A 25,315-nucleotide genomic window follows, 5' to 3' on the forward strand; every position below is an offset into this window, starting at 1 on the left:
CTTACGTGTTCTCCCGCTTCTCCTGCACGGACGACTGCTGCTTCTCCTGCGCGGGCGACTGCGCGGACGACTGCTGGGACTGCTGTGCGGACGACTCGTGGAGGACCTGCGGGGACTGCTCGGCGGTCGTGACGACGGGCGCGCCTGCGTCGCCCGCACCGGACCCGGACCCGCCGGATCCCGAGCCACCCGACCCGGAACTGCCGGAAGCAGACCCGCCGGACCCGGAACCGGAACCACCGACCCCAGACCCGCCCGAGCCGGACCCTGAACTACCCGAGCCGGCGCCAGACCCGCCCGGCCCCGAACCACTGGAGCCGGTGGATCCGGAGGGGCCGCCCGGCACGCCGCCCTGCTGCGGGCTCTTGGTCGGCGGTGGATCGGCAGGCGTGGGAGTGGGGTCGGGCTTGGGGGGTTCGGTCGGCACCCGCGTGGCCGTGGGCGCCGGAGTGGGTGTCGTGGTCGGTGTGGACGTGACGGTCGGCGTGGGCGTCGTCGGCGGCGTGGTCGGCGGTGTTGTCGGCTGCGGACTGGGCGTTCGCGTCGGGCACGGCGACGGTGGCCCGCCATGATGGCCGTGCGCAGGACACGGCGTCTTCGTCGGCCTGCCCTGGTGGTCATGCGGCGGGCTCGTCCAGGGCGGCGTCCCTGGCGACAGCGTCGACGGCGGCTCGCCCGGCCCCGTCGTCGGGGGGGTGGTCGGGGCGGGCCCCGTCCGGGTGGGCACCGGGATGGCCCGGGGCGGCGCCCATACGGCGTCCGGCGTCGTCACGGTCACCGGTGCCGTCGACCGGATGGCGCCGATCGGGTAGGTCGCCGAGCTGTCGAGGATCGGCTCCACCCTGATCGGCGTCTCCTGCGGCTCGGGCAGCCACGGCAGCCTGATCCCCGGAGGCTGACCGGTCGCGGGAAACGCCCCCGAGGCGATGCCCGTGATCCCGTCACCCTCCTTGCCGAAGTAGCTGAAGATCATCCCGATGGCGGCGACGGTGGCGACCGCCGCGAGCGCGCCCGCCAGCGCCTGCGACCAGCGACGCCCTTTCCCCTCTCCTGCCTGGGGATATCCGGCCGCGTCGAGCAGCGAAGACCTGCGCGCCACATACCTCCGGTACGGCAGCAGCTCGGGGTCGACGAAGCAGCTCATCACCCTGACCCTGAGCGTCTCCGGCAGCACCACGGTCGGCAGCAGCTCGAAGACCTTCGCGATCGCGACCTGCCTGGACCTGTGCGGCGCGCAGGTCTCGCACCTGCCCAGGTGGGCGATCACCTCCTCGCGCATCCGCGCGGTCAGCTCGCCGGAGAAGCCGGTGAGGATGGCGGCCCGCTGCGCGCAGTCGTAGGGCCCCTTCCTCGCCAGGACCTCGGCGGCGATCGCGTCGCCGAGCCGTACGCGGGCGCTCTCGTGGGCGACCTCGACCTGGCGCGGCGTGACCCCGAGAACCGCCGCGACGTCGAAGGTGGAAAGGCCGTGCCTGGTGGCCAGTTCGAGCAGCTCGGCCTCGTCGGCCGTCAGACCGCGGACGGCGTTCCAGGCCATGACGCGCAGGTCCGCGTCGGCGGGGTTGGCGATGGGCGGGATCGCGACCATCGCCTCGGTCGCCTCCTCGACCGCGCTGGTGCGCCGCCGCAGGCATTCCTGCCTGGCCAGCGCGTAGAGCCAGCCGCGCAACCGATCGGGTTCGGCCAGCGCGCCGACGTGGGCGTCGGCGGCGATGAGGGTGTCGCGCAGGGCGACCTGGGCGCTGTCCGGACTGTTGAGGAGGGTCCAGCAATATTGGTAGATGCTCTCGGCATGCGAGTCGTAGAGCGCTGCGAGGGCACCCGGGTCGCGGGCGCGGAGAGCCTCGACCAGGACGCGATCGTTCATCTGCGGTGTGGCGCGCACCCTTGGCGGGGGCAGGGGGAAGCGCCACCCTCCTTTCGACGCTCTTGCGGCGGATGGGGAGCCCGGCAGACTCCCTTCAGCCAGACGGGCCGACGTGTGACTGAAGGTAATGGATTGGTAACTTGCAGTTCTACCCTTTCATTCGGGTCCGCAAAGAAAACCCCGCCCTCCTGACCGATTTATCGGCTTATCGGCGAGCAGACCGCCGAAGAAAACCAATTCGGAAATTTCGCGAATGAGGGCACAAAAATATGGCCCGCGGATTCCGCGGGCCATCGTCGGAAGGGTCAGTCAGCGGGCGCTCATGGCTTGCTCTCGCCGGTCAGCACCTGCCGCCCCCTGTCCTTCGCGAACGGCGCGGTGGTCGGCTTGACCGTGTGCACGGGCACCGCCCCGCCCAGCGCCAGCTCCTCGTACGGCCGTCCGGTCGATCCCCACGTCCCGGCCGTCACGTCCGTCCTGGCGACCTTGGCCGAGTTGGGCAGCCCCTCGACGGTGAGAATGAACCGCGGGGACTTGCCCGCCCGCACGTCGTCGACGAACGTGTTCGCGCCGCCCAGCAGCTTGCCCGCCTTGTCGCGCAGCAGCGCGGTGACGAGCAGGCCGCTCGTGGGCAGCACGTACGGGTTGCCGACCTGACCGGTGACCAGGTAGGTGCCGTTCTTCTGCTTGAAGGTCTGCACCCTGGTGACCGGGAACTTCAGCAGCGACGACGGCACCCGCGCCGCCTGCCGCCACTGCGTGGAGCGGTAGTCGATCGTCACCTTCACCGGCTTGGCCGATGCCTTCGCCTGCCCGGTGAACGCCAGCGTCCCCGCGGGCGGCACCGCGTCGAGCTGCTGGTCCATGCGGACCACCTCGGCCCCCTTGGCGTCGCGCCCGACGACCGTGGCGACGACCTGCTCACCGAAATGCCACGGGTTGCTGTTGGACAGCACGCCGGCGAAGTTCACGACGTACCCGTCGGCGCTCTTGGCGACCGTCGAAGCCTGCTCCTTGAGGACGAGCGGCTTCATCTGGACTGGCGGCTTCTCCGCCGCGGAACAACCCGCCACGAGAACCAGGGCGAGGGCGGCGATGGTACGGATACGCGGAATCACTTTGCCGTGATAACCGGTCTCAGGGGTACGGCAAGCGCTGACACGCGCCTGCCGTACCAACTCTTTAACGTGCCCGCACTTGGGCTCTATAACGTGCCCGCACCTGGGCTCTATAACTCATCTCTGCCGGACTACACGAGTCTCGTCCCACACCGGCTCTGACGACTCGTAGACGTTTCCATCGGAGCCGAACACCAGGAACCTGTCGAAATCATCGGCGAACCAACGGTCGTGCGTGACCGCGACCACCGTGCCGTCGAAGGCGTTCAGCCCCTCCTGGAGGGCCTCCGCGCTGGCCAGGTCGAGGTTGTCGGTCGGCTCGTCAAGCAGCAGCAGCGTCGCGCCCGACAGCTCCAGCAGCAGGATCTGCAGCCGCGCCTGCTGCCCTCCCGACAGCGTCTCGAAGCGCTGGTCGGCGATGAGCCCGGCCAGCTCGTAGCGGGCCAGGATCTTCATGGCCTCGTTCTTGAGCCTGGCGTGCTCGGTCATGACGATCTCGCACGGTGTGCGGCGGTGCAGGTCGGGACGGGCGTGCGTCTGCGCGAAATGGCCAGGGACGACCCGCGCGCCGAGCCTGGCCACGCCCGTGTGCCTGACGTTGTCCTCGGCGAGCAGGCGGAGGAAATGGGATTTTCCCGACCCGTTCGAGCCGAGGACGGCGACGCGCTCGCCGTACCAGACCTCGAGATCGAACGGCTTCATCAGCCCGGTCAGCTCCAGGCTCTCGCAGATCACCGCGCGCTTGCCGGTGCGGCCGCCGCGCAACCGCATGTTGATCTTCTGGTCGTTCGGCGCCGACTCGGGCGGCCCCGCCTCCTCGAACCTGCGCAGCCGCGTCTGCGCCGCGTGATAGGCCGGCGCCATGCCGTCGTTGTACCTGGCCTTGTTCTTGAGCATGTTGACCAGGGCCTTGAGCTTGGCGTGCTCTTCGTCCCACCGCCTGCGCAACTCGTCGAGGCGCTCGTTGCGGGCTCTGCGGGCCTCGGCGTAGGTGCCGAACCCGCCACCGTGGATCCAGATGTTGCCCGACTCGACGGTGACGATGCGGTCGGCGGCGTTCGCCAGCAACTGCCGGTCGTGACTGACCAGCAGGACGGTCTTGGGCGTCTCCTTGAGCTGCTGCTCCAGCCAGATCTTGCCGGGCACGTCGAGGTAGTTGTCCGGCTCGTCCAGCAGCAACGTCTGGTCGGGCCCGCGCAGCAGCGCCTCGAGAACCAGGCGCTTCTGCTCGCCGCCCGACAGCGTGGACGTCTCCCGATATTTCACCCTGTCGTACGGCACGCCGAGCGCCGCGATCGTGCAGGTGTCCCAGAGCACCTCGATCTCGTAGCCCCCGGCGTCGGTGTAGTCCGTGATCGCCTGGGCGTAGCGCATCTGGGTCTTCTCGTCGTCGCGCTCCATCATCGCCAGCTCGGCCTGGTCGAGCCGCTCGGCCGCCTGCCGTACCGCGGGAGGGGCGACGCTGAGCAGCAGGTCGTGCACCGTGCTGCCGTCGCGGATGCTGCCGATGAACTGGCGCATCACGCCCAGCCCTCCCGAGCTGGCCACGCTGCCCTCGACCGGCTGGAGATCGCCCGCGATCAGGCGCATCAGCGTGGTCTTGCCCGCGCCGTTCGGCCCGACGAGCGCGGCCTTGACGCCCTCGCCGATGCGAAAGGACACATCATCGAGCAGCGGCCGCCCGTCGGGCAGAACGTAGGTGAGGTGGCTCACTTGTATGCTATGACCCACATGGTTGCGGCCGTCGAAGGAGGACATTTGAGCAGCTTAAATAGCGGTATCAAAGTCTGGCCACTGGATAAACACGCGCCCGCACCCACATTCCCGCCAGTGACCGCGGCCATCTACCTACGCATCTCCGACGACACCGAGGGGCGAGAGCTCGGCGTCAAACGCCAGGAAGACACGGTCGCTCTGGCCATCCGCAGCGGCGCGACCGAGGTAAGGCGCTACTCCGACAACGACATAGGCGCCTCGACGCGGAGCAAGAAGCGCCGCCCTGACTTCGAGAAGCTGATCAGCGATGTCGAGGCCGGCCGCATCCAGATGATCGTCTATTACTCCAACTCCCGGTTGACCCGCCGACCGATGGAGTACGAGACGATCATCTCGCTCGTGGAACGCACTCGGGTACGCCTGGTATCCGTGGCGTCGGGATCCATCGATCTCACAACGGCGGACGGCAGGATGATCGGCCGCATGCTGGCTGCGGCCGACGCAGCCGAAGCCGAGCGACTCGGCGAACGAGTGTCCCGTAAGTATCAGGAGCGGCGCGCGAGCGGTCTGCATCACGGAGGCCCCCCGGTCCTGGGATACCTCCCCCCAGATCCCGACAAGGGGATCGGTTACATGACCCACCTCGACGACTTCGCTTGCAAGGCCATCCGTAAGGGTGCCGACATGATCATTGCAGGCCAAGGGCTCACAGCCGTCATGGACTACTGGAACAAGGAGGGACTCACACGCCCCAACGGCAAGCCTTGGACGTTCCGTGACGACATCCGCCGCATCCTCCTCCGTCCCAAATGCGCTGGCCTGGTTTCCCACCAGGGAACGATCATCGGTGAGGGCGGCTGGCCCGCGATCATCGATAGGGCTACGTGGGAGGCGTTGAGCGTCCTCCTCGCCCGGAAGACCGAAGCAACGCCCGACCAGAGAATCCGCAAGTACCACCTCTCGGGGCTGATCAGGTGCGGCCTCTGCGGGGCAGCCCTGCGAATCCGGCACCCGGGACCGAGGCGCCAAGATCAGTACTCCTGCCTCAAGGGAGTGGGAGGATGCGGGAAGATCGGCCGGAACCGGAAGTGGATAGAGGACATGGTGAGCGCCTATGTCCTCCAGCGCATCGAGATCGGGTTCGAGACCCCGTCAGACCATGTGGCGGACGCCGGGGAGAAGGATCGCATCTCAGAGCAGATCGGGATGCTGGAGGATCGCATCACCGAGGCGAGAACCGCAGCGCGGGCCGGACACATGCCGATGGCCGACGCGGGCGCGATCATGGCCGACCTTCGCGCCGAGATCGACGAGCTCAAGCGCCAAGAGGTCAGAATTCTGACTACCGAGCGCCGGGCCGACACGAGCAAGGATGACCTCATCGAGACCTGGCTCACCGACGACCCGGTACAGGCCGAGGCCCGGAACCTGATCGCCCGCAAGTACATCTCCCAGGTACTCATCCACCCCCTCCCCCATGGCGGCCGATGGCTGCCCAAGATGTATCCGGCAGACTCCATCAGCATCATTCCCGTATAGCGCGAGAGCCCCCGGACTACCGGGGCTCTCTTGCCTTTAGCCGCCGCGCGCGACATTTCGCCTGATGCGCGGCCCCGCCGGGAGGGCGGGGCCGCATCGGGTTTCGTCAGACGCGGGTCGAGGGGCTGTAGCCGTGGTAGCGGACGGTGTTGTTGAGGAACGCCCACACATGGGACCTGACCAGCGTGCCCACGGGGATGCTCGCGTAGCAGGTCGTCGAGTAGGTGTCCTTCGCCGTGCACGCGATGACCTGGACCCACTCGCCGCGGTAGTACTTCTCGATACTGCCCCTGATGCGCCAGTTGCCGAGTTCGGTGAAGTCCTGGACCTTGAGGTACGTCTGCCCGCCGCTCGGGCCGAGGTGGGCCTCGCCGTACACGCTTCCGCCGCCCACGGTGGCGGCGACCACGTAACCCATCGCGGCCGACGCTTGTGCGGGGGCGCTGGTCAGGGACAGGGCAAGGACAGGCGCCGCGAGGGCGAGGATGATCTTCCTGATCTTCATGGGGGAGATCATCCAGGGATAACTGCCCGTATGTCCACAGGTGGGTGGTTATTCCGTGGCGAGGTCCATCCTGAGGAACTCGGTGATGCGCATCAGCTTCGGCGGGCGGGGCACCTCCGGGGGGAGTGTGTCGATCAGGCGGGGGGCCGTGAGGAGGAGTTCGCGGCCTTCGATGCGCAGGCGGGCGGACCGGGCGGCCAGCACATTGCGCACCCAGTCCGAGCGGGAGCCGTACACCAGGATGAAGACGTAACCGCCGTCTACCGGGAAGGCGTCCATGGGCGTGCGGTAGGTCGCGCCGGAGACGCGGCCGACGTGGATCAGCACCGGCCACTTCCCGCCCGCGATCGCGCGGGGGTTGAACACCCGCTTGTTCACCTGCCCCCACCACTTCGGCATCGGCATCGGAGTCTCTTTCTCTCGCAGGGCGACTTACATGCGTAAGGGTGACTTACACTTGTAAGGCAGTCAACCCGCAGGGGGTACTCGTGCCGCCACAACCGCTCAGCCGCAGCCGCGTGCTGGAAGCCGCCATCCGGGTCGCCGATCGCGGCGGCGTCGAGGCGATCACCATGCGCCGGGTCGCGCAGGAGCTGGGCGTCGAGGCCATGTCGCTCTATCACCACGTGCCGAACAAGGACGCGATCCTCGACGGGGTCGTCGACATGGCGTTCGCGGCGATCGAACTGCCCGATGCCACGCTCGGCGACTGGCGGGCCGCCATCCGGGTGCGGGCGAACTCCGCGCGGGCCGTCCTGTCGAGGCACAGCTGGGCGCTCGGGCTCATGGACTCGCGCCGCGACCCCGGCCCGGCGACGTTGCGGCATCACGACGCCGTGCTCGGGGTGCTGCGGAGGGCGGGGTTCACGCTGCCGATGGCCGCGCACGCCGTCTCACTGCTCGACAGCTACGTCGGCGGCTATGTGCTGCAGGAGGCCAACCTGCCCATATCCTCCCCGGACGAGATCGAGGACGTGGCCGGCGGCATCCTCGAACACCTGCCAGAGGAGGGCCTGCCGTACCTGACCGAGCTGATCGTCGAGCACGCCCTGCGGCCGGGCTACGACCACACGAGTGAGTTCGCCTATGGCCTGGACCTGATCCTCGACGCGCTGGAGGCGCGGCGAAACCGCTGAACGTTAGATTGCTTATGTTGCATGATATTATGCATCTATGAGGGCGACCCCGCCGGTGCTGCTACCCCTGCTGCGATCCAACACCGTTGGCGAGATGCTTGCCTGGCTGTACCTCCATCCGGAGAACGAATACTCCACGACCGATCTCGCCACGCACGTGGGCGCGTCGCAGTCGACAGTGAGCCGCGAGGCGGATCGGCTTTTCAGTGCCGGGCTGACCGTTGAGAGGCGGCATGGCAACCTGCGTCTCATCCGCGCCGACATGGACACCATCGTCGCCAAACCACTCACGGACCTCCTGGCGGTGACGTACGGCCCGGCAGCCGTCCTGCCGCCTCTTCTCGCCTCGATCGCCGGAATCGACGAGGCGTACGTCTACGGATCATGGGCCGCGAGATACGCCAACCACGCCGGACCGCCCCCCAGGGACGTCGATGTCCTCATCGTGGGATCCGCGGACGCCGACAAGATCTATGACGCGGCACGGACCGCCGAACGAGCCCTGGGCCGCGAGGTGAACATCAGCCAGATCCCATCCACATTCTGGACCGGCGATTCAGATGACCCCTTCGTGACGTCCTTGCGGAGCAAGCCCTTGTACCCCCTGATTCGGAAGCGGACCACCTCATGAGATGGATGTAAGGACGCGACCAGATCGACGCCATGCTGTCGTCGGGACAACTGGAACGGGTACCGCCAAGTCGGCAACACGCGGACACCTTGATCACCCAAGCCGAGCGCCACATCGCACTCGCCAGCACAGGTGCCGACACAGACCCGACGGGAACACACCGGCAGCCGTCCTGGGTGCCGTCACGGCCCAAACTGGATCCGCCGCTCAGCCAGTCACTCCGCTCGTTCGACCGCACCGTCTTGAGTGTGTCCGCCGGTGTCCGCCGGTCCAGGTGAAGGACCGGAGCGGATATCAGCGGACACGAGCGATCAAGGGCGGCACCACGGGTTGCTGTTCAGGTCGCGGGGTGGCCTTCCTCGCCGTGGCCCACGCGGAACGCACCGCCGTATCGGACCCTTCAGCCGAAGCTCGCCACCGCCTCGGCTTCGTTGTCGTACGTCTCGAAGACGGTCAGTAGCTTGGTGATCATCAGCAGGTCCTGAATCTTTTTGGTGAGATTGAGGAGCTTCAGCTGGCCACCCTGATTATTGGTGGTCGTGTAGGAGGAGACGAGTTCCCCAATTCCGGAGCTGTCCACGTAGGAGACGTTACCCAGGTCGAGCAGGATTTTCTGCCTACCATTTTCCAGCAGGTTACGCACGCTTTCCCTTAGCTGAACGCTCCCTTCTCCGATGGTGATTTTCCCGGTCGCGTCGAGCACGGTGACATCACCCTGTCGGCGTTCCTTCAATACCAGTTCGGCCATTGCGTGATCCTTCCTTTTGTGAAGTGGTTCAGTGAACGGTCAGGCGCACCTCGGTGCCCGGCGGGTCGTCACGGTGGCGCACGGACAGTTCGTCGACGAGCTCTCTGATCAGCAGCAGGCCCCGGCCTGACCCGCGCAGCGCCCCGCTCTCCAAGGGATCGGGAACGTCGCAGGGGTCGAACCCTTCTCCTTCGTCGCGAACCGTTACGGTGACGCGACCTTGCGCGAAGGAGAATCGGAGCTGAATGCTCTTGTCCGGGGAATATCGGTTGCCGTGGACGACGGCATTGGCCACGGCCTCGCGAACCGCCAAACCGAGCCGGTAACGGCCTTCCTCATCCAGGCCGAACCTGCCGGCGAAAGAATGGGTGGCTTCCTCGGCGGTGCTGATGCCGTCCAGATTGGACTCCACCCTCAATTCCGCTATGGAATTCCCCCGAACATCAGGCACGAAAACTGCTTCCTTTCTCGGCTCGTCGCCCCTCTTGCATCCTTCTCTGAACACGTTCCGATCAAACAGGGAGAAATCTCCTGATTTGTCTAAAACAGGGCGCAGTCCCGGGGGGTGCGGGCATCGGCAGCGCCAGCCCCCTGGACAACAAGTCATCTAATGACTAGAACTATTAAGCACATCCCCCAGCCGATAGGGGCCCGTGATGCGGCGACTCCTGCTCTCTCTCGTCCTCGTCCTCACCACTCTGACCAGCACCCCGGCGGCGGCGCTCGCGACAAGCCCGGCCTGCGACCTGCCGACGTTCCGCTCGGCCGCCACCAACGCCCGTCTGACCTCCCTCTTCACCGCGTACGGCAACGACAACGGCCGGCTCGACGACTGGACGGGCGCCGACGGCACCTACTCCGTCAGGCTCCCTGACGGCAAGGAGCTGTGGGTCTTCTCCGACACCTTCCTCGGCCAGGTCAACCCCGACGGTTCGCGGCCGCCGGTCAGGGAGGAGGGCGGCACGACCGTCTTCCTCAACAACACCTTCGCCGTGGAGAAGCGCGGCAGGCTGTCCACCATCTACGGCGGCACCCCCGAGGATCCCAAGGCGGTGATGCCGCCCCGCGACAAGGACCACTGGTACTGGGCGGGCGACGCCACCGTCGCCGGCGGAATCGTGGAGGTGACCTACCAGGAGTACGAGCGGTTCGGCACCGGCGCGTGGGACTGGCGCTGGCACCGCAACGTGGTCGCCAGGTTCGCTCCCGGGCGGCTCGACCGGCCGATCAGCGTGCACGACCTGCCCTCGGGCCGGAAGGTGGCGTGGGCGTCCGGCATCCACAGGGACGGCCGCCACACCTACGTCTACGGCGTGGAGGACCTCGGCTCGCCCAAGTACATGCACCTGGCCAGGGTCAGGGGCAGCAGCCTGCTCGGCAGGTGGGAGTACCTCAAGGCCGACGGCACCTGGTCGCGGAACGAGGCCGACTCCGCCCGCCTGATGGAGGGCGTGGCCAACGAGTACTCCGTCAGCCGCGTCAACGGTGGATATGTCCTGATCACGCATGACACGACCGAGGTGCTCTCCTCGCGCATCGTCGCCTACACCAGTTGCACGCCGTACGGGCCGTTCGGGAACAAGACCACCGTCTACACCACCCCGGAGACCGGCGGGAACATCTTCACCTACAACGCCCACGCGCACCCGGGGATCGCCGGGCCGGGGCTCGTGGTGTCCTACAACGTCAACAGCTTCGTCAACACCGACCACTACCGCGACGTGACGATCTACCGGCCGCGTTTCCTGGACCTGGCGTTCGAGTGACGCGTAACTGGGCCGCCAGGCTGCGGGAGATCACGATCGAGGGCATGCGCGCGCTCGTTCTGGAGAACGAGCGGCTGCGCGTGACCGTGCTGGCCGACAAGGGCGGCGACATCGTGGAGTTCCTGCACAAGCCGACCGACACCGACCTGGTGTGGCTCTCGCCGCAGGGGCTGCGCAGGCCGCTCCCGCAGCAGGCGGCCGACGACGTGGGCGCCTTCCTCGACCACTACGAGGGCGGCTGGCAGGAGGTCTTTCCCAACGGCGGCGCGCCCAGCGTCTACCGGGGCGCGCGGCTGGCCCAGCACGGGGAGGTCGCGGGCCTGCCGTGGTCGGTCGAGGTGCTGTCCGACTCGCCCGAGGAGGTGGCGGTACGGCTGGCGGTGCGCACGCGGCGCCTGCCGTACCAGGTGGAGAAGGTCTTCAGGGTCGTCTCGGGGACGGCCGCGATGGAGATCGAGGGGCGGGTCACGAACGAGGCGGAAGTTCCGATGCACGCGATGTGGGGCCACCACCTGGTGTACGGCAGGCCGTTCCTGCGGCCGGGCGCGCGGATCAGGGTGCCCGAAGGGGTGACGGTGATCCCGCACGCCTCGTCGATCGACCCGCTCGGGCGGCGGGCGGTGGAGCTGTTCACGGTGCCGCCCGAGGGCGCCCCGAGCGAGATCGTCTATCTGACAGGCTTCGACCAGGGCTGGTACGAGGTGCACGCCGACCTCGGGGTGCGCGTGGAGTGGGACGCGGACGTCATGCCGTACCTGTGGCTGTGGCAGGAGGTCGGCGCGTCGAAGGACTGGCCGTGGTGGGGCAGGGCGTACGTGGTCGGGCTGGAGCCGTTCTCCAGCATGCCGACCGACGGCCTGTCCACAGCTGTGGACAACGGGACCGCGATGCTCCTCGGGCCCGGCGAGTCGAGGACCGCGCGGTTGCGGGCAGAGGTGATCACATGAGCGAGTTCGACGGCAAGGTGGCCCTGGTGACGGGCGGGTCGCTGGGCATCGGGAAGGCGGTCGTCGAACGGCTGTCCTCGGCGGGCGCGTCCGTCGTCTACTGCGGGCTGGAGGCGCCCTTCGAGGGCGAGCGCGTCACGGGCGTCGTGGCCGACGTGCGCGACGCCGGGCAGCTGCGCGACCTGGTGGACCTGGCCGAGACCAGGTACGGCGGGCTCGACATCGTGGCGACCTGCGCGGGCGTGCAGCGCTACGGCACCGTGGAGGACACACCGGTCGAGGTGTGGGACGAGGTGCTCGACATCAATCTCAAGGGCGTGTACCTGACGTGCCAGGCGGCCGTGCCCGCGCTGCGCAGGCGCGGCGGCGGCTCGATCGTCGTGATGTCGTCGGTGCAGGCGTTCGCCTCCCAGACGCGGGTGGCCGCCTACACCGCGAGCAAGGCCGCGTTGAACGGCCTGACCAGGGCGATGGCGCTCGACCACGCTCCCGACGGGATCAGGGTGAACGTCGTCTGCCCGGGTTCGGTCGACACGCCGATGCTGCGCTGGGCCGCCGACCTGTGGCGCGGTGAGCTGTCGCAGGAGGAGCAGGTCGCGCAGTGGGGCCGCGCACACCCGCTGGGCCGGGTGGCCAGGCCGGAGGAGGTGGCCGAGCTGGTGGCCTTCCTCGCGGGGCCGCGCTCGTCGTTCATCACCGGGGCCGAACACCGGGTGGACGGCGGCCTGCTGGCCCGCAACCCCGCCGCCCTCCCCGACTGACCTCACCGCAGTCTGGTCACCGAGTCCGGGGTGAGCCGGTGGGCCAGCCGCTCCAGGAGGCCGACCACCTCGCCGATGGCATCGGGATCGCTGGTGCCGAGGGCTGCGGCGAGCGGGCCGTCGATCGGCGTGGACCGTACCTCCGCCACCCTGGCGGACGGCTCGGGCGCGGGCTTGATCACCTGGCGCCGCCGGTCGGTGGGATCGGGCGCGGTCACGATGGAGCCCGCCTCCTTCAGCCTGGCGACTGCCGCCGACACCGCGCTCTGCGGCAGCCCGGTGCGCGCCGCGACCTCGCCGACCGTGGTCTCGGGGTGCGCGCGCAGGTCGCTGACGACGATCAGCACCGTGCGCACGCTCGTGGTCTGGGGGCCGATCCCTTCGGTCGGCATGGTCTCCTCGCCGATCTTCATCAGCGTGCGGCCCAGCAGGAACAGCTCGACTCCGTTCATGGATTCATCTTACATCAGACTTGATACATCAGATTTGATGCTTTACGGTGAAGGGCATGACGAACCACACGATGCGGGTGCCAGGCGCGGAGATCTACTACGAGGTCAGGGGCGAAGGGCCGGTGCTGCTGCTCTCGCAGAGCGGCGAGGGCGACGCCGACCGGGGCAAGGACCTGGTCGACCGGCTGGTCGCCGACTTCACCGTCGTCAGCTACGACCGCAGAGGGCTCTCGCGCAGCACGCTCGACGACCCGGCGGTCACCATGGCCGTTCACGCCGACGACGTCCACCGGCTCCTCGCGGAGGTGACCGACACGCCCGCCGCCATGCTCGGCTGCAGCTTCGGCGCCGCGCTCGGGCTCCACCTGGCCGCCAAGCACCCCGGGCAACTGCACACGCTCATCGCGCACGAGCCCGTCGCGCCGTGGCTGCTGCCCGACGCCGTCAGGGAGCACCACGTGCGGGAGCTGGCCGAGCTGCAGAAGGTCTTCGAGCGCGAAGGGCTCGCGCCCACGATCAAGCTGGTGGCCGAGGTCCTCGGCATCGACCCCCACAGCGACGACAGGGAGCCCGACCTCACCGCCTTCCCCATGACGCCGCAGCGGGTGGCCAACTTCGAGTTCTTCCTGCGCCACGACTTCACCGCGGTCAGGGAGGACGTGCTCGACCCCGACGCCGTGCGGCGGTCGCCGACGCGGATCGTGGCGGCGGCCGGCCGTACGACGCCTCGGGGGGTGTTCGACTACCTGTGCGCCGTGGAGCTGGCCGCCCTGGTGGGCGGCGAGCTGGAGGAGCTGCCCGGCGGCCACAACGGCAACCTGACCCATCCGCGGGCGTACGCGGACGGGATCAGGCGGCTACTCGGCTGATCTTTCCGGTACGGCGAGCCCAGGGAAAATATCGGGACCTTTGATATGCAGGGATGGACCAGGCGCCCCGCCATGGCTCGAATAGATGTTGGACGAGTGGACCGCTCCGCCACATGCTGCCGGGAAGCTGTGATTCGCCCGGCCACGGCCATATCGGTACTCGCCTCCGCAAGGTGCATGAGGAGGGCAGCCTGGTGTCCAAGCGCTACAACGTCGTGACCACGGGTGTGCTGTGCCTGGCGCTGATCACGCCATGCGGGAGCAGCGGCTCCGTCGTCGGCGGCCTCGTCACGGTTGCGAGCGCCCCCACGGGGCAACTCGGCGACCACACCTCCCCACCCGAGGGCTTCGAACGAATCGGCAGCGACGCCAACGGAGTAACCGTCGCCGTCCCCGATGAATGGGACGCAATCGACCTGACCAAGGACGACATCGAGAAGCTCCTGGAGCGCAGCGACCTGTCGGACGAGCAAAAGGAGAGGGTCAAGCAGGACACGCAGACACTGGCGGCCAACAAAGCCGTCTTCGCGGTCGATCGCCAGTCGACGAAGGCATCACCCACCGGCTTCATCACCAATCTCAACGCCTTCTGCCAGCCCGGCCAGGACTCGGCCGAGCAGCTGATGGACGCCAACACGAAGGGTCTGGAGGAGTTCGGCGCCAAGGTCTCCGAGGCGACCAAGGTGCAGATCGCCGGCGGCGAGGCGGCACGGATCCTCTACACGCTCCCTGTCGGCAACATCGAGATCAAGGGCACGCAGTTCCATGTGCCGACCTCGGACACGGTCTGCACGGTCACGCTCAGCACCGACCAGGACGACAAGCAGAAGCTGTTCGACCAGATCGGTGAGACGATCCGCCCGCTGTGATCAAGGCGCCGCCAACCGTCAGGGCCCCGCCTCAGGGTCGGCGAAGCGCTCGTTGGGCACCTGGGCGTACCACCCCGGCCGGCCGGGGTCCCTGTCGTACGGGTATCCGCCCAGCTCCCTGTAGAGCTCGGCGTAGCGCTCCAGCCGCTGCCTGTCCAGCCGCACCCCGAGCCCCGGCCCGTCGGGCACGGCGATGCGCCCGTCCCGGTAGGCCAGCTTCCCGCCCTGGATGATGTCGTCGACGAGGTGGTGGTAGTGGGCGTCGGCCGCGTAGGTGAGGTTGGGCAACACCGCCCCCAGGTGCAGCATCGTCGCCAGCTGGATGCCCAGCTCGCCCGATGAATGGACGGCCACGCCGAGCTGGAACGTCTCGCACACCGCCGCCGCCTTGACGCACGGCCTGATGCCGCCCCAGAAGGTGGTGTCGAGCAGCACGACGTCGGCGCCCCTGCGCAGCACGTTGGCGGCCAGCTGCTCGAAGTTCACCACGACGGTGTTGGTCGCGAGCGGCACGTTGACCCTCTCGCGGATCAGCCGCAGCCCTTCGAGCCCGAGGACGGGGTCCTCCAGGTAGTCGTTGTCGAAGCCCTCGATCGCCTTGCCGAAGCGCAGCCCTTCGGCCATGGACAGCACCGCGTTCGGGTCGTAGCGCAGCCGGTCGCCGGGGAAGGCGGCGGCCAGCGCCCGGTAGCACTCCAGCTCGTAGTCGGGTGGGAACACGCCGCCCTTGAGCTTGTGGACGGTGAAGCCGTGCGCCTTCTTCAGCGCCCTGGCCTGCTCGACGAGCTGGTCGGGCGTGCGCACCTCGGGCACGGCTTCGCCCTGGTAGCGGAAGAACAGGTAGGAGGCGAACGGCACCGACTCCCTGATCTTTCCGCCGAGCAGGTCGTACACGGGCACGCCGAGGTGCTGGCCGACCAGGTCGAGGCAGGCGAACTCCAGCGCGGCCAGCAGCTGGGTGCGGTTGTTGTACAGCGAGGCCGTCGGATTGGCGATCTTGAAGTGAAGCGCTTCGAGCTGGAACGGGTCGTGGCCGGCCAGGTAGTCGAGCATGCCGCGGAAGGCGGCGGCGGCGCTCTCTCCCCCGCCGCCCATCTCGCCGAGCCCGACCAGGCCGTTGTCGGTCTCGACCTCGACGATGGTCCTGACGAACCTGCCCCAGTGGGCGCCGTTGCTGTGGCGCAGCGGCGCTTCGAGCGGGACGGCCACCGTGGTGGCCCTGATGTCGACGATCTTCACAGCACCCCCCTGACGGCGGCCACCCCGCAGGCGGGCAGCCGTACCTTGACCCGCTCGTCGCGGACCTCCAGCGGCGCGCCGCCGACCGTGGCCGAGCGCAGCCCCGGCAGCCCGACCGCGACCTCCACCTCGGTCGCGGCCATCGATTGGAGCCGCACGACGACCCCGTCGGCGGTACGGCCGAGCGAGGTGATGTGCACCTCGGGATGGTCCACGTCGGCGAAGACGCCCTCCTTGCTGGGTGCCGTACCCGTCCCGGTCGCGAGGATGCCGAGGAAGGGATCGGTGAGTCCGGCGGCGGCCAAGGGGCCGAGCACCCTGCTCTTCAGTGACGAGGAGGAGGTGACGGCGTAGCGGAAGGTCGTCTCCCCCTGCTGCTGGGTGGGGAAGTTCGTGTCCCAGATGTTGTTGAGCGCCCAGGAGTAGATCGTGCCGGGCTCCTCGTCGAGCGTGGCGGGGAACGGCGCGTACGGCATGTGGATGGTGCCGAGCTGCACCAGCGGCGCTTCGAGCGTCGCCCACGCCACCGACAGCTCAGGGTCGTCGAAGGCGATCCAGTGCCTGATCGGCAGCATGTAGGCGGCCGAGCCCGGCACGCTGGGGCCGCCGCCCACCCCGCCGGTCAGCTCCCACGACGTGGGCGGGCCCGCGCACGCGAACGGGAAGGCGAGGAAGACCGCCTCCTTGGCCGGAGTGCCCTGCTTGGCCAGCTGGTAGGTCAGGTCGACCCGCGGCACCCCGTCGTACAGCTCGATCGTCGTGCGCACCCAGTCGACGCCCTTGGCCTGCAGCTCCACGACCAGCTTCTCGCCGATCGCGGTGCGCTCGGCCTTGACGACCGCGGCGTGGCGGCCGATCGCCCGGTCGCCGAGCAGGGTCCTGTCGTGCGCGCCGACATGCCCCGACATGTGGTTGAAGTGGGGCGCGGTGGCGTAGCGGTCGTAGACGTACTGCCCGAACCCGGCGGCGGCGTCGGCGTTGACCAGGTCCCTGCCCGCCGCCTTGTCGAAGATCGAGCGGATGTAGCCCTCCTTGACGTCGTAGGAGACGCGGTAGAACTCGTTCTCGATCGTCTCCTCGATGTCCATGGTCGTGCCGGGCTCGCCAGGCCTGATCGACACGAACGCATAGCCGTACCCGGGAAGATCGCGGACGACGGCGCTGATGTGGCGGCCGATCGGCCGCGTCGGCCAGTCGACGGGGTGCACGACCTCCTCGTGGTGCGCGACCCGCTCGCCCGTCCGCTCGTCCACCAGCGAGATCGGCTCGTCCAGCGGCACCACGTCGCGCGGCAGGAAGGCCCGCACCACGTCCGTGCGCCGCTGCGTGCCGGGGTTGACGACGACGAAGCCGGTGCCGCCGAAGCGCCTGCCGAACCTGCGCATGCCCGCCTGCAGCAGGTCGGCGGAGTCGTCCTGCGCGTCGTAGGCGCCCGCCGACTTGCGCGTCCACTGCAGCCCGCCCGAGTCGCCCGCCTCCTCGGCGTCCTCCCACGGGTTGGCCGCGCCCCAGGTGTGCTCGTTGAACAGCGCCACCTTGTCGTAGGCCAGGTCGATCTGCTCGGTCGCGTCCGCGCCCGCCAGCGTGTGCAGCGTCTCGGCGGCGCGCAGCGCGCTCTGCGCCCTGCGCACGTAGCCGAGCGGGCGCGCGCCGGAACCGAGCCCGTCTGCCCACCAGTCGGTCCAGTCACCCTCGTGTACGGCCAGGCGGTCGTGGTAGCGCTCCTCGACGTGGGCGAAGAAGTCGCTGTTGATCGCCGAGCGCAGCCGGGGATAGGCCCACTTCGTGTTCCACTCGCGCACGATCGAGGCGGGCACGATCGACGGCCCCGCGTTGTCGGCGTGCGCCCCCTGCACCCGCAGGTGCAACGCGTCCAGCGCGTACGGCTCCCGCTCCGCGTCGGGCCCCTGCCAGCCGAACGTGCCGGGGCCGTACGGATAGCCCCTGCCCGCCAGCGCGCACAGGTAGCGCGGCAGCAGGTCGTCGGCCAGCTCGAAGGAGTCGGCCAGGCCGACCGTGTTGCCCTCCATGTAGGCCATGCCGTGCGGCGTGTCGGTGAACCACACCAGCAGCTCGTTGCCGCTCGGCGCCCGCCACCTGAACGGCCTGGTCAACTTGTCGCCGCCATGCAGGTACGGCACCGAGCGCCCCGCCCAGTTGTGCGCCGCCGCCAGGTAGCGCACGCCCACCGAGTTGAGCGCGTCGATCAGCCCGACGACCGCGCCCGGCACGTCGGTGTGCATCGCCGAGCGGGCCGGGAACTCCTCGGTGAAGCGCAACTGCCGGTACAGCTCCTCGGTCGAGCAGGCCTCGGTGTGCAGCTGGAACGGCAGCGCGGTCACCTCGATCAGCCCCTCGCTCACCCGCTGCTTGAACGCCTCCACCAGGTCGCGGGGCCGTTGGTCGAGCCAGCGCAGCGCGGGCATCGACGACTCCACCGTCCAGCGGAACTTCGCGTCGTCGGGCCAGTCGGCGCTCTCCTCCGTCAGCCGCAGCGCCGCGTCCAGATAGTCGAGGTGGTGGCGCAGCACGGTGCCCTGCGGATCGGTGTAGCCGATGTCGAGATGGGAGTGGTGGACGACGAAGACGTCCCAGTGACGCTGCGGCGTGACGGTGATCACCGCCTCGCCGATCAACCCTTCACCGTCGCGCAGCTCCAGCGTGAAGTCCCGCGGCTGTGACACCTCGGGCACGAGCAGCGTCACGTCGGCGCCTTCGGCCCTGTCCACGCCGACCAGGACGTGTTCGAGATGGGCGGGCACCAGGCCGGTCACCGACACTCTGACCGCCTGGCGGCCGTCATGGGTGATCAAGGGCAGCACCGAGGCCCGCGCCTCCAGGCCCCTGACGGAGATCACCGGAGTCGAGGTGTCCTCGCGCAACGCCTGCCGTATGCCGTCATAGTCGGGGGAACCAAGGCTCGGCTGCAGCAGCCGACTCGTCATGACAGTCCTCCAAGGGCGAGTCCACGGGCGAACATCCGCTGGGTGGCCACGAACAGCACCACCGTGGGCAGTGACACGACCAGCCCCGCCGCCAGGCCCACGGGCACGGGGGTGCCCGCGTAGACGTCGGTCAGCAGCCCGGCCAGCGCGGTCATCACCGGGCGCACCTCGGCGGTCTGCGACAGCGTCAGCCCGAACAGCAGGTCGTTCCAGATGAAGGTGAAGTTGAGGATGAAGACCGCGGCCAGCGCGCTGGTGGCCAGCGGCAGGTAGACGCGCAGGAAGATCCGCAGGGTGGACGCGCCGTCCATCCTGGCCGCCTCGAAGATCGAGAAAGCCACGCCGGTGAAGAAGTTGCGCAGCACGAACGCCGACAGCGGCACGCTGATCGTCGTGTACACGACGATCATGCCGAGGCGGGTGTCGTACAGCCCGGCGTCGCTGTAGCCGACGAAGAGCGGCACGAGCAGCATCTGCGAGGGGAAGATCGTGCCACCGAAGATGACCATGAACCAGAAGAAGCCGTGGCGCAGCCGCAGCACCACGATCGTGTATCCCGCCAGCGCCCCGATCAGCACGCCGAGCGCCGGGGAGACGACGCTGTAGACGGCGGTGCTGGCCAGGCTCTGCGCCAGGTCGGCCCGCTCCCACGCCAGGAGGAAGTTCTCGACCAGCGAAAAGTCCGGCGAGGGCAGCCACGCCCGCGACGGGTCGTAGGTGTCGGCGGGGCGCGCGGCGTTGACGATCAGCAGGTACGTGGGGCCGAGCCAGATCAGCCCCAGCACGACGAGGACCAACCGCCTGATCATGCGCGCCTCCGCAGATACAGGTAAGAGGCGAGGCCGGTGACGACCGTCAGCAGGACGGCGACGGCTGAGCCGTACCCGTATTCGCTGGCCACGAACGTGTCGCGGTACATGGTCACGGCCAGCGTCTCCGAGTTGCGTCCGGGTCCGCCCTGCGTCATCACCCACACGATGTCGAAGCTCTTCAGGCTCGCCACCAGCGCCAGCCCGACGACCACGGCGGTCAGCGGCGCCAGCAGCGGCCAGATGACGTGCCTGAACAGCCGCCACCCCGACGCGCCGTCGAGCCGCGCCGCCTCGATCGGCTCCTTGGGGATCGACTGCAGCCCGACCGCGAACAGCAGCGTGTTGACGCCGAGCTGCTGCCACGTCCAGACCAGCAGCATGGCGATCGTGTTCTGCGGCGCGTCCTGCAGGAAGGCGGTGTCGACGCCGAGCAGCCGGTTGGCGATGCCGTCATGGGACAGGATCGGGCTCCACACCAGGCCGAGCCCCGCCCCGCTGAGCGCGTACGGCAGCATGAACGGCACGCGGAACCACGCGCCGCCCCTGATGTCGTACGACAGCACCGCCACCAGCAGGCCGAGGCCGACGGGCAGCACCATCGTGCCCACGACCCAGATCAGCGTGTTGCGGATCGCGGTGAACAGCGCGGGGTCGTCGAGCAGCTTGACGAAGTTCGCCAATCCCACGAACTCGGGCGGCGCCAGGCCGTCGTAGCGGGTGAGGCTGAGGTAGGCCGTCCAGACGAAGGGCGCGTACAGCAGGGCCGCCACCAGCAGGACCGCGGGGGACACGTAGCCCGCGCGGAACCTGCCGAGCAGCGGGGCGGACCGTTGACTCACTGGTGCGTGCTCCAGTACTCGTCGGCCTTCTTCTGGATGTCCTCCAGCACCTGCCGGTAGGTCTCCGGCTTGGCCACGAACAGCCCGAACCCGTCGAGCGCGGCCGTCAGGATCGGCGGCGGCGTCGCCTCGAAGTAGCGGTTGACCAGGCGGTACCTACCGCTGCCCGCGTCCTTGGTGACCTGCCCGAGCACCTCGCTCTTGATGGTCACCTTCGGGTTGGCGCTGACGTCGCCGCGGGCGGTCGCCCACTTCTCCTGCGCCGGTACGGTGGTCCACCACTTGAGGTACTTCATGCTCGCCTCGGGGTCGGGCGCCTTGGTTAGCGAGCAGAGCGGCCCGCTCTCGAAGATCATCGAGGTCTTGGGCAGCGAGGGGTTGACGTTGGGGATGACGAAGAACCCGGCGTCCAGATTGCGCTGGGTCATGCTGGTGTTGAACCAGGTGCCGAACGACACCATGGCGACCTTCTCGTTCTTCAGCGCGTCGGCGGGGTCGGTCTTGTCGCCCGGGTGGCTGAAGTATCCGGCGTCGATCAGCGACTTCCACTTCTCCATCACCTGGACCACGCCGGGGTCGGTGTACTTCGCCTTGCCGGTCGAGAGCCGGTCGTACAGGTCGGGGTCGGTTCCGGCCAGGAGCTGCTCGAACCAGACGAAGGAGAACAGGACGGAGGTGTGGTAGAAGGCCTTGATGTCGGCCTTCTTGAGCGTCTCGGCCACCGTGATGAGCTCGTCCCAGGTGGTGGGCGGCTTCAGTCCGTGCGCGTCGAAGATCTTCTTGTTGTAGAACATCCCCCAGTAGGCGACGTTCAGCGGCACGCAGTACTGCTTGCCGTCCACGGTGTAGTAGGTGGCCACGTCCTGGGACAGGTCACCGTTCTTGATCGCCTCCTGCCAGATGGCGCTGGTGTCGGCCACCTGCTTCTGCCCGACGATCTCCTTCAGCAGCCCCCCGGTCTGCCAGGTGAACAGGTCGGGCTTGACGTTGGTGCGGAACGAGGCCTTGATGAACGCCTGGTAGGTCGGCTCGTCGGTGTAGCCGACCGGCTTCATGTCGAGGCCGATCTGCTGCTTGGACAGGGCGCCCATCTCGGTGAAGTACGGGCTCCACGCGCCCTTGTCGTTGTAGAGGGTCAGCTCTGTCTTGGCCTGGCGGGCGGGAGTGCTCCCGCACGCGGCCAGAAGGACTAAAGCGGTCAGCAGGATGGGGGTACGCCGGATCATGACCGGCCTCCTGTTCTACATGAGCCTGTGCTGGATCACCGTTTTCACGTCAAGCAGGTGGGCGCGCATGAGCTCCTCCGCCGCCACGGCGTCGCCTGCCTCGATGGCCTCGAGGATCGCCAGGTGCTCGTCGTAGTCGCGGCGGCGGTCGTCGAACAGCCGCAGGATCTCCCGCTGCTCGGAGGCGTGCACGCGCAGCAGCGAGTCGACGACCTCGCCGAGCACGCTGTTGCCCGCCAGCCTGGCCGCGACCCGGTGGAAGGTCATGTTCGCCTCGTGCAGCTCGGCGTCGTCGCCACGCAGGTGCAGGGCCGCCTGGCCGAGCACCTTCCGCAGCTCCTCCGCGCCCGGCCGCCCGGCCGCCATCCCTGCCAGCGGCGGTTCGACGAGGATGCGCGCGTCGAGCAGGTCGAGCAGCTGGCCGCCCGGCATGGTGCGCATGTTGGGGTTGGGCAGCACGACCCGCTCGATGTCCGCGCCGACATAGAGGCCTGAGCCGTGCCGCATCTCGATCGCGCCCGTCGCCTCGAGGCGGCGCAGCGCTTCGCGCAGCGTGGGGGTGGTCACGGCGAACCGCTGCGCGAGCTCGCGTGTGGAGGGGAGCCGGTCGCCCGGCTGCAGCCCGCTCTCGGTGATCAGGCCGAGCACCTGCTCGGTGAGTACGCCGGAGAGGGAAGGCCGGGCTACCGTCATAAAGTGATTAGATCACTTATCAGGTGACTGGGTCCAGCCTTTCAGGCGCTCGGGGAGGGGTGGGGGCCGAGGAACGTGAGCATCTGGTCGATCTGGGCGTCACGCGAGCGCTCCACCTGCCTCGCCCACTCCTTCACCTGCGGGTTCAACCCGTTGTAGACCTCGACCCTGGCCATCTGGATCGCGTCGTCCTGGTGCGCGATCAGCAGGTTCACCAGATCCCGCTCGTTCCTGACCGCCGCGACCCGCTCCCTGTCGGTTTCCGGCAAGCCGCCGTGGCCCGCGTGCGCGTCGGAGGGCGCGGTGAGCGGCTGGTCCCATTCGGTCAGCCACCTGGTCATCATGGCGACCTCGGCCGACTGCGTGCGCTCGATCGCCGCCGCGAGCGTCTTCATCTCGGCGGTGGTGGCCCTGCCGCCCGCCAGCCGTACGATCTCGATGCCCTGCTTGTGGTGCGGGATCATCATCTGCAGGAACATCACGTCGTCGGCGTTGACCTGCTCCTGCGGCGGCTCGCCGCAGCCCGCCGCGAGGAGCAGGGCCGCGGCGAGGGCTGCGATCAGACGCGCTTCCACAGCGCCGGGACGTTGGGTGGCTCCCAGCCGGCGATGGCCGTGTGGGGCTGCAGGCACTCGTAGGACAGACCGGCGTGGGTCACGCGGTCACCCCCCTTGTAGGCCTTGCCAGCCTGCCACGTCCCCGCAGGGGCTGTCGAGGTCGGCGTGGGCGTCGGAGTGGGGGTCGGCGTGGGAGTGGGAGTGGGCGTGGGGGTCGGCGTGCCGCCTCCGCCGAAGTCGACGTCCGAGCAGGTGTAGAAGGCCTCGTTGCTGCCGACGACGCGCTGCCAGATCGAGTACAGGATGTGCCGGCCCGAACGCTGCGGCAGGTTGATCGTCCAGTTCGTGAACGTCGTGGGGTTCTGGTTGTTGAACGTCCTGAGGTGGACGAGGTCCGACCACTTCAGGGGCATGGTCGGGTTCCACCCGTCACGGGTGATGTAGAACTCGAAGTTGCTGTTCGCGTGCGGCGCGGTGGCGTGGTAGGTGAGCGTGAAGCTGCCGGGCCGTACCGAGGTGGCGGGCCAGTCGGCGCGCTGCAGGTCGAGGCCCCGGTACTTGTCGCGTCCCGCGCTGCACAGCTTCCCGTCGGGGATGATCTGGCGGTGCCTGCCTCCCGCTTCGAGCAGGGAGACCTCGTTCCAGTCGTAGAAGGCCTGGGTTCCGGCGGCGGCGACGGCGGCCTTGCAGGCGGCCGACTTGGGCGCTTCGGGGCCTTCGTTCTTACAGACGTAGACGCGGCTCGGCGGGTTGGACATCGTGCCGTGCGCGTTGGCGGCTCCGGCGGGGAGGAGGACGAGGGCGGCTGTTCCTGCGGCTAAGGCGGCGGTTCTCTTGTTCACGGGAGCTCCCGGGGAGGTTAACTAACAGGAAACCTTCCTAAGGATTAACTCGGTACGGCGTCGCGCGCAAGGGCCCCTGTCAGTCTCAGCGCGCACTCGGTGTTGTGCCGCACGATGTCCACCATCAGCTCGCGCTCGGGAAACGCGCCCTCGAGCAGCCTCAGCGGGCCCGCCACCAGCGACAGGTGCATCGCCAGCCGGTAGAACTCCATCCGCCGCCCGTCGAGCCCGTCGATCCGCAACGCCGGATAGTGGTCGCCGAAGCGCAACTCGAGGAAGACGTGCTCCCACTCGACGTCGAAGACCCTCGCCGCCTCGATGTCGATGAGCACCGGGTCGCCGTCGTCGTCGACCAGGACGTGATCGGGGCCCAGCTCGCCGTGGATCAGCGCGTACCGCTCGCGCGGCTCGACGCTCTCGCGCAGCGCGGCCAACCGGCGTTCCAGCACGTCGTACGCCCGCCCGATACGCTCCTCGTTCTCGGCGGCATGTGCGAGATCGGCCCGGGCGTGCTCCAGGACGACGTCCTCGCACGGACGGCCGTGCCGCTGTCCGCCGTACGCGCGCATCTTCTCCAAAGCGGCCCTGAGCCGGGTCAGGGTGGTCGCCGCGCCGTCCGTCTCGAGGCGGGCTTCCAGCGTGCCGCCGCGCACGTCCTCCACCAGGGCGAGGTCGGCGCCGGTCGCGTAGATCCTCGGCACCCGCACACCGAGCGCGCCGAGCAGGGCGTGGTTGTTCAGGAACAGCGCCAGACCTGTGGACTCCTGCGGCGTCGGCCAGTAGTTTTCGCTCTCGTCCCAGTCGTAGACGACGGCGGTGCGGCCATCGTCGAAGGTGAGCCGGTAGACGCCCTTCTTGCTGCCGCCGCGCAGCCGTTCCGCCACCCAGCTGTCCCCGAACTCCCGGCACAGCCGGCCATACCTCTCGCGCATCGGCCCATCCTGGCAGGCTCTCCCACGATCAGGCAGGGGCCGGAGTGGAAAGGGGAGTACCCGCGCCTTTCCACTCTCAACGTATAGCGGACCGGGGGGCTTGCCACAAGACCCCGGTCATGCCGCACAATCGTCCGCCGAGGCCACAACCTGCTGAAACGGGGGATGCGACGTGCGGGTGTTTGCTGTCGACGTATGGGTCGCGCGGGGACGTCGAACCGCTGGTAGGGCTCGCGGTGGCCGCGAAGCTGCTGCTCGATGCGATCAGTCTCGATGCGATCAGTCTCGATGCGATCAGTTGAGAAA

The 25,315-nt window shown here is 68.6% G+C and carries 25 protein-coding genes; 8 read left to right on the plus strand and 17 right to left on the minus strand.

All coding sequences use genetic code 11. From position 1 onward, the window contains the following. Position 1: 1 nt before the first annotated feature. The 3 genes from ACFXJ8_RS27855 to ACFXJ8_RS27865 form a co-directional block, all read right to left on the minus strand. Positions 2-1,867, minus strand: coding sequence for a hypothetical protein (locus tag ACFXJ8_RS27855; RefSeq protein WP_379646921.1), 1,866 nt, complete (start codon positions 1,865-1,867; stop codon positions 2-4). A 320-nt stretch (positions 1,868-2,187) separates the two neighbouring features. Next, positions 2,188-2,901 (minus strand): hypothetical protein, encoded by a 714-nt coding sequence (locus ACFXJ8_RS27860; RefSeq protein WP_379646922.1) that lies wholly within the window; start codon positions 2,899-2,901, stop codon positions 2,188-2,190. 201 nt (positions 2,902-3,102) lie between these two features. Further along, entirely contained in the window at positions 3,103-4,743 is a 1,641-nt protein-coding gene (locus tag ACFXJ8_RS27865; RefSeq protein WP_379646923.1) for an ABC-F family ATP-binding cassette domain-containing protein, read from the minus strand. A gap of 72 nt (positions 4,744-4,815) precedes the next feature. Between ACFXJ8_RS27865 and ACFXJ8_RS27870 the strand changes: the two genes are divergently transcribed. Beyond that, a complete protein-coding gene (locus ACFXJ8_RS27870; protein WP_379646924.1) occupies positions 4,816-6,240 on the plus strand; it encodes a recombinase family protein in 1,425 nt (474 codons plus the stop codon). 106 nt (positions 6,241-6,346) lie between these two features. Here the strand turns inward: ACFXJ8_RS27870 and ACFXJ8_RS27875 are convergent, their stop codons facing one another. Continuing rightward, a complete protein-coding gene (locus ACFXJ8_RS27875) occupies positions 6,347-6,745 on the minus strand; it encodes a hypothetical protein (protein ID WP_379646925.1) in 399 nt (132 codons plus the stop codon). Between the two features lie 48 nt (positions 6,746-6,793). Continuing rightward, positions 6,794-7,150 (minus strand): nitroreductase/quinone reductase family protein, encoded by a 357-nt coding sequence (locus tag ACFXJ8_RS27880; RefSeq protein ID WP_379646926.1) that lies wholly within the window; start codon positions 7,148-7,150, stop codon positions 6,794-6,796. Positions 7,151-7,233: 83 nt separating this feature from the next. On the opposite strand from ACFXJ8_RS27880, the gene ACFXJ8_RS27885 reads away from it, so the two are divergent. Both ACFXJ8_RS27885 and ACFXJ8_RS27890 read left to right on the plus strand, forming a co-directional pair. Then, on the plus strand, positions 7,234-7,881 hold the full coding sequence (locus ACFXJ8_RS27885) for a TetR/AcrR family transcriptional regulator (protein ID WP_379646927.1): 648 nt from the start codon (positions 7,234-7,236) through the stop codon (positions 7,879-7,881). 37 nt (positions 7,882-7,918) lie between these two features. Then, on the plus strand, positions 7,919-8,512 hold the full coding sequence (locus ACFXJ8_RS27890) for a hypothetical protein (RefSeq protein WP_379646928.1): 594 nt from the start codon (positions 7,919-7,921) through the stop codon (positions 8,510-8,512). A gap of 400 nt (positions 8,513-8,912) precedes the next feature. On the opposite strand, the gene ACFXJ8_RS27895 is transcribed toward ACFXJ8_RS27890, so the two are convergent. Together ACFXJ8_RS27895 and ACFXJ8_RS27900 are read right to left on the minus strand one after the other, a co-directional pair. Further along, positions 8,913-9,260: an STAS domain-containing protein gene (locus tag ACFXJ8_RS27895; protein ID WP_379646929.1), complete on the minus strand. Its 348-nt coding sequence runs from the start codon at positions 9,258-9,260 to the stop codon at positions 8,913-8,915. Between the two features lie 28 nt (positions 9,261-9,288). Then, on the minus strand, positions 9,289-9,672 hold the full coding sequence (locus ACFXJ8_RS27900) for an ATP-binding protein (protein WP_379646930.1): 384 nt from the start codon (positions 9,670-9,672) through the stop codon (positions 9,289-9,291). 244 nt (positions 9,673-9,916) lie between these two features. Here ACFXJ8_RS27900 and ACFXJ8_RS27905 point away from each other — a divergent pair, with 244 nt between their 5' ends. Genes ACFXJ8_RS27905 through ACFXJ8_RS27915 form a run of 3 tightly spaced genes read left to right on the plus strand, consistent with a single transcriptional unit; the run spans position 9,917 to position 12,734 of the window. After that, on the plus strand, positions 9,917-11,026 hold the full coding sequence (locus tag ACFXJ8_RS27905; RefSeq protein WP_379646931.1) for a DUF4185 domain-containing protein: 1,110 nt from the start codon (positions 9,917-9,919) through the stop codon (positions 11,024-11,026). Beyond that, a complete protein-coding gene (locus ACFXJ8_RS27910) occupies positions 11,023-11,973 on the plus strand; it encodes a DUF4432 family protein (protein ID WP_379646932.1) in 951 nt (316 codons plus the stop codon). The genes ACFXJ8_RS27905 and ACFXJ8_RS27910 overlap by 4 nt, the downstream gene beginning before the upstream one ends. Next, the gene (locus ACFXJ8_RS27915; RefSeq protein ID WP_379646933.1) at positions 11,970-12,734 is read left to right on the plus strand and encodes an SDR family NAD(P)-dependent oxidoreductase; all 765 of its coding nucleotides are present in this window, start codon (positions 11,970-11,972) and stop codon (positions 12,732-12,734) included. Before ACFXJ8_RS27910 ends, ACFXJ8_RS27915 begins: the two co-directional genes overlap by 4 nt. Positions 12,735-12,736: 2 nt before the next feature. Here the strand turns inward: ACFXJ8_RS27915 and ACFXJ8_RS27920 are convergent, their stop codons facing one another. Continuing rightward, a complete protein-coding gene (locus ACFXJ8_RS27920) occupies positions 12,737-13,186 on the minus strand; it encodes a MarR family winged helix-turn-helix transcriptional regulator (RefSeq protein ID WP_379646934.1) in 450 nt (149 codons plus the stop codon). 56 nt (positions 13,187-13,242) lie between these two features. On the opposite strand from ACFXJ8_RS27920, the gene ACFXJ8_RS27925 reads away from it, so the two are divergent. Both ACFXJ8_RS27925 and ACFXJ8_RS27930 read left to right on the plus strand, forming a co-directional pair. After that, positions 13,243-14,055, plus strand: a complete 813-nt coding sequence (locus ACFXJ8_RS27925) for an alpha/beta fold hydrolase (RefSeq protein WP_379646935.1) — start codon at positions 13,243-13,245, stop codon at positions 14,053-14,055. Between the two features lie 53 nt (positions 14,056-14,108). Next, positions 14,109-14,924 (plus strand): hypothetical protein, encoded by an 816-nt coding sequence (locus ACFXJ8_RS27930; protein ID WP_379646936.1) that lies wholly within the window; start codon positions 14,109-14,111, stop codon positions 14,922-14,924. An 18-nt stretch (positions 14,925-14,942) separates the two neighbouring features. Here the strand turns inward: ACFXJ8_RS27930 and ACFXJ8_RS27935 are convergent, their stop codons facing one another. The 9 genes from ACFXJ8_RS27935 to ACFXJ8_RS27975 are packed head-to-tail and all read right to left on the minus strand — an operon-like array spanning position 14,943 to position 25,009. Continuing rightward, on the minus strand, positions 14,943-16,163 hold the full coding sequence (locus ACFXJ8_RS27935; RefSeq protein ID WP_379646937.1) for an enolase C-terminal domain-like protein: 1,221 nt from the start codon (positions 16,161-16,163) through the stop codon (positions 14,943-14,945). After that, the gene (locus tag ACFXJ8_RS27940) at positions 16,160-19,108 is read right to left on the minus strand and encodes a glycoside hydrolase family 38 C-terminal domain-containing protein (RefSeq protein ID WP_379646938.1); all 2,949 of its coding nucleotides are present in this window, start codon (positions 19,106-19,108) and stop codon (positions 16,160-16,162) included. The genes ACFXJ8_RS27935 and ACFXJ8_RS27940 overlap by 4 nt, the downstream gene beginning before the upstream one ends. After that, positions 19,105-19,917, minus strand: a complete 813-nt coding sequence (locus tag ACFXJ8_RS27945; protein WP_379646939.1) for a carbohydrate ABC transporter permease — start codon at positions 19,915-19,917, stop codon at positions 19,105-19,107. Before ACFXJ8_RS27945 ends, ACFXJ8_RS27940 begins: the two co-directional genes overlap by 4 nt. After that, on the minus strand, positions 19,914-20,759 hold the full coding sequence (locus tag ACFXJ8_RS27950; RefSeq protein WP_379646940.1) for a carbohydrate ABC transporter permease: 846 nt from the start codon (positions 20,757-20,759) through the stop codon (positions 19,914-19,916). The genes ACFXJ8_RS27945 and ACFXJ8_RS27950 overlap by 4 nt, the downstream gene beginning before the upstream one ends. Continuing rightward, on the minus strand, positions 20,756-21,985 hold the full coding sequence (locus tag ACFXJ8_RS27955) for an ABC transporter substrate-binding protein (RefSeq protein WP_379646941.1): 1,230 nt from the start codon (positions 21,983-21,985) through the stop codon (positions 20,756-20,758). The genes ACFXJ8_RS27950 and ACFXJ8_RS27955 overlap by 4 nt, the downstream gene beginning before the upstream one ends. Before the next feature lie 15 nt (positions 21,986-22,000). Then, complete coding sequence (locus ACFXJ8_RS27960) at positions 22,001-22,678, minus strand: FadR/GntR family transcriptional regulator (protein ID WP_379646942.1); 678 nt, start codon at positions 22,676-22,678, stop codon at positions 22,001-22,003. 41 nt (positions 22,679-22,719) lie between these two features. Then, positions 22,720-23,253: a DUF305 domain-containing protein gene (locus ACFXJ8_RS27965; RefSeq protein WP_379646943.1), complete on the minus strand. Its 534-nt coding sequence runs from the start codon at positions 23,251-23,253 to the stop codon at positions 22,720-22,722. Then, entirely contained in the window at positions 23,238-24,077 is an 840-nt protein-coding gene (locus tag ACFXJ8_RS27970; protein WP_379646944.1) for a lytic polysaccharide monooxygenase, read from the minus strand. The genes ACFXJ8_RS27965 and ACFXJ8_RS27970 overlap by 16 nt, the downstream gene beginning before the upstream one ends. Positions 24,078-24,121: 44 nt before the next feature. After that, positions 24,122-25,009: a phosphotransferase gene (locus ACFXJ8_RS27975; protein ID WP_379646945.1), complete on the minus strand. Its 888-nt coding sequence runs from the start codon at positions 25,007-25,009 to the stop codon at positions 24,122-24,124. Positions 25,010-25,315 lie beyond the last annotated feature (306 nt).

This window comes from Nonomuraea sp. NPDC059194, from assembly GCF_042754765.1.
Taxonomy (GTDB): domain Bacteria; phylum Actinomycetota; class Actinomycetes; order Streptosporangiales; family Streptosporangiaceae; genus Nonomuraea.

Bases quoted from the DNA above. Each gene is read 5' to 3' on its own strand.
- ACFXJ8_RS27855 (WP_379646921.1), bottom strand. From the start codon at position 1,867: ATGAACGATCGCGTCCTGGTCGAGGCTCTCCGCGCCCGCGACCCGGGT.
- ACFXJ8_RS27860 (WP_379646922.1), bottom strand. From the start codon at position 2,901: ATGAAGCCGCTCGTCCTCAAGGAGCAGGCTTCGACGGTCGCCAAGAGC.
- ACFXJ8_RS27865 (WP_379646923.1), bottom strand. From the start codon at position 4,743: ATGTCCTCCTTCGACGGCCGCAACCATGTGGGTCATAGCATACAAGTG.
- ACFXJ8_RS27875 (WP_379646925.1), bottom strand. From the start codon at position 6,745: ATGAAGATCAGGAAGATCATCCTCGCCCTCGCGGCGCCTGTCCTTGCC.
- ACFXJ8_RS27880 (WP_379646926.1), bottom strand. From the start codon at position 7,150: ATGCCGATGCCGAAGTGGTGGGGGCAGGTGAACAAGCGGGTGTTCAAC.
- ACFXJ8_RS27890 (WP_379646928.1), top strand. From the start codon at position 7,919: ATGAGGGCGACCCCGCCGGTGCTGCTACCCCTGCTGCGATCCAACACC.
- ACFXJ8_RS27895 (WP_379646929.1), bottom strand. From the start codon at position 9,260: ATGGCCGAACTGGTATTGAAGGAACGCCGACAGGGTGATGTCACCGTG.
- ACFXJ8_RS27905 (WP_379646931.1), top strand. From the start codon at position 9,917: ATGCGGCGACTCCTGCTCTCTCTCGTCCTCGTCCTCACCACTCTGACC.
- ACFXJ8_RS27915 (WP_379646933.1), top strand. From the start codon at position 11,970: ATGAGCGAGTTCGACGGCAAGGTGGCCCTGGTGACGGGCGGGTCGCTG.
- ACFXJ8_RS27920 (WP_379646934.1), bottom strand. From the start codon at position 13,186: ATGAACGGAGTCGAGCTGTTCCTGCTGGGCCGCACGCTGATGAAGATC.
- ACFXJ8_RS27925 (WP_379646935.1), top strand. From the start codon at position 13,243: ATGACGAACCACACGATGCGGGTGCCAGGCGCGGAGATCTACTACGAG.
- ACFXJ8_RS27930 (WP_379646936.1), top strand. From the start codon at position 14,109: ATGGACCAGGCGCCCCGCCATGGCTCGAATAGATGTTGGACGAGTGGA.
- ACFXJ8_RS27940 (WP_379646938.1), bottom strand. From the start codon at position 19,108: ATGACGAGTCGGCTGCTGCAGCCGAGCCTTGGTTCCCCCGACTATGAC.
- ACFXJ8_RS27945 (WP_379646939.1), bottom strand. From the start codon at position 19,917: ATGATCAGGCGGTTGGTCCTCGTCGTGCTGGGGCTGATCTGGCTCGGC.
- ACFXJ8_RS27955 (WP_379646941.1), bottom strand. From the start codon at position 21,985: ATGATCCGGCGTACCCCCATCCTGCTGACCGCTTTAGTCCTTCTGGCC.
- ACFXJ8_RS27960 (WP_379646942.1), bottom strand. From the start codon at position 22,678: ATGACGGTAGCCCGGCCTTCCCTCTCCGGCGTACTCACCGAGCAGGTG.
- ACFXJ8_RS27975 (WP_379646945.1), bottom strand. From the start codon at position 25,009: ATGCGCGAGAGGTATGGCCGGCTGTGCCGGGAGTTCGGGGACAGCTGG.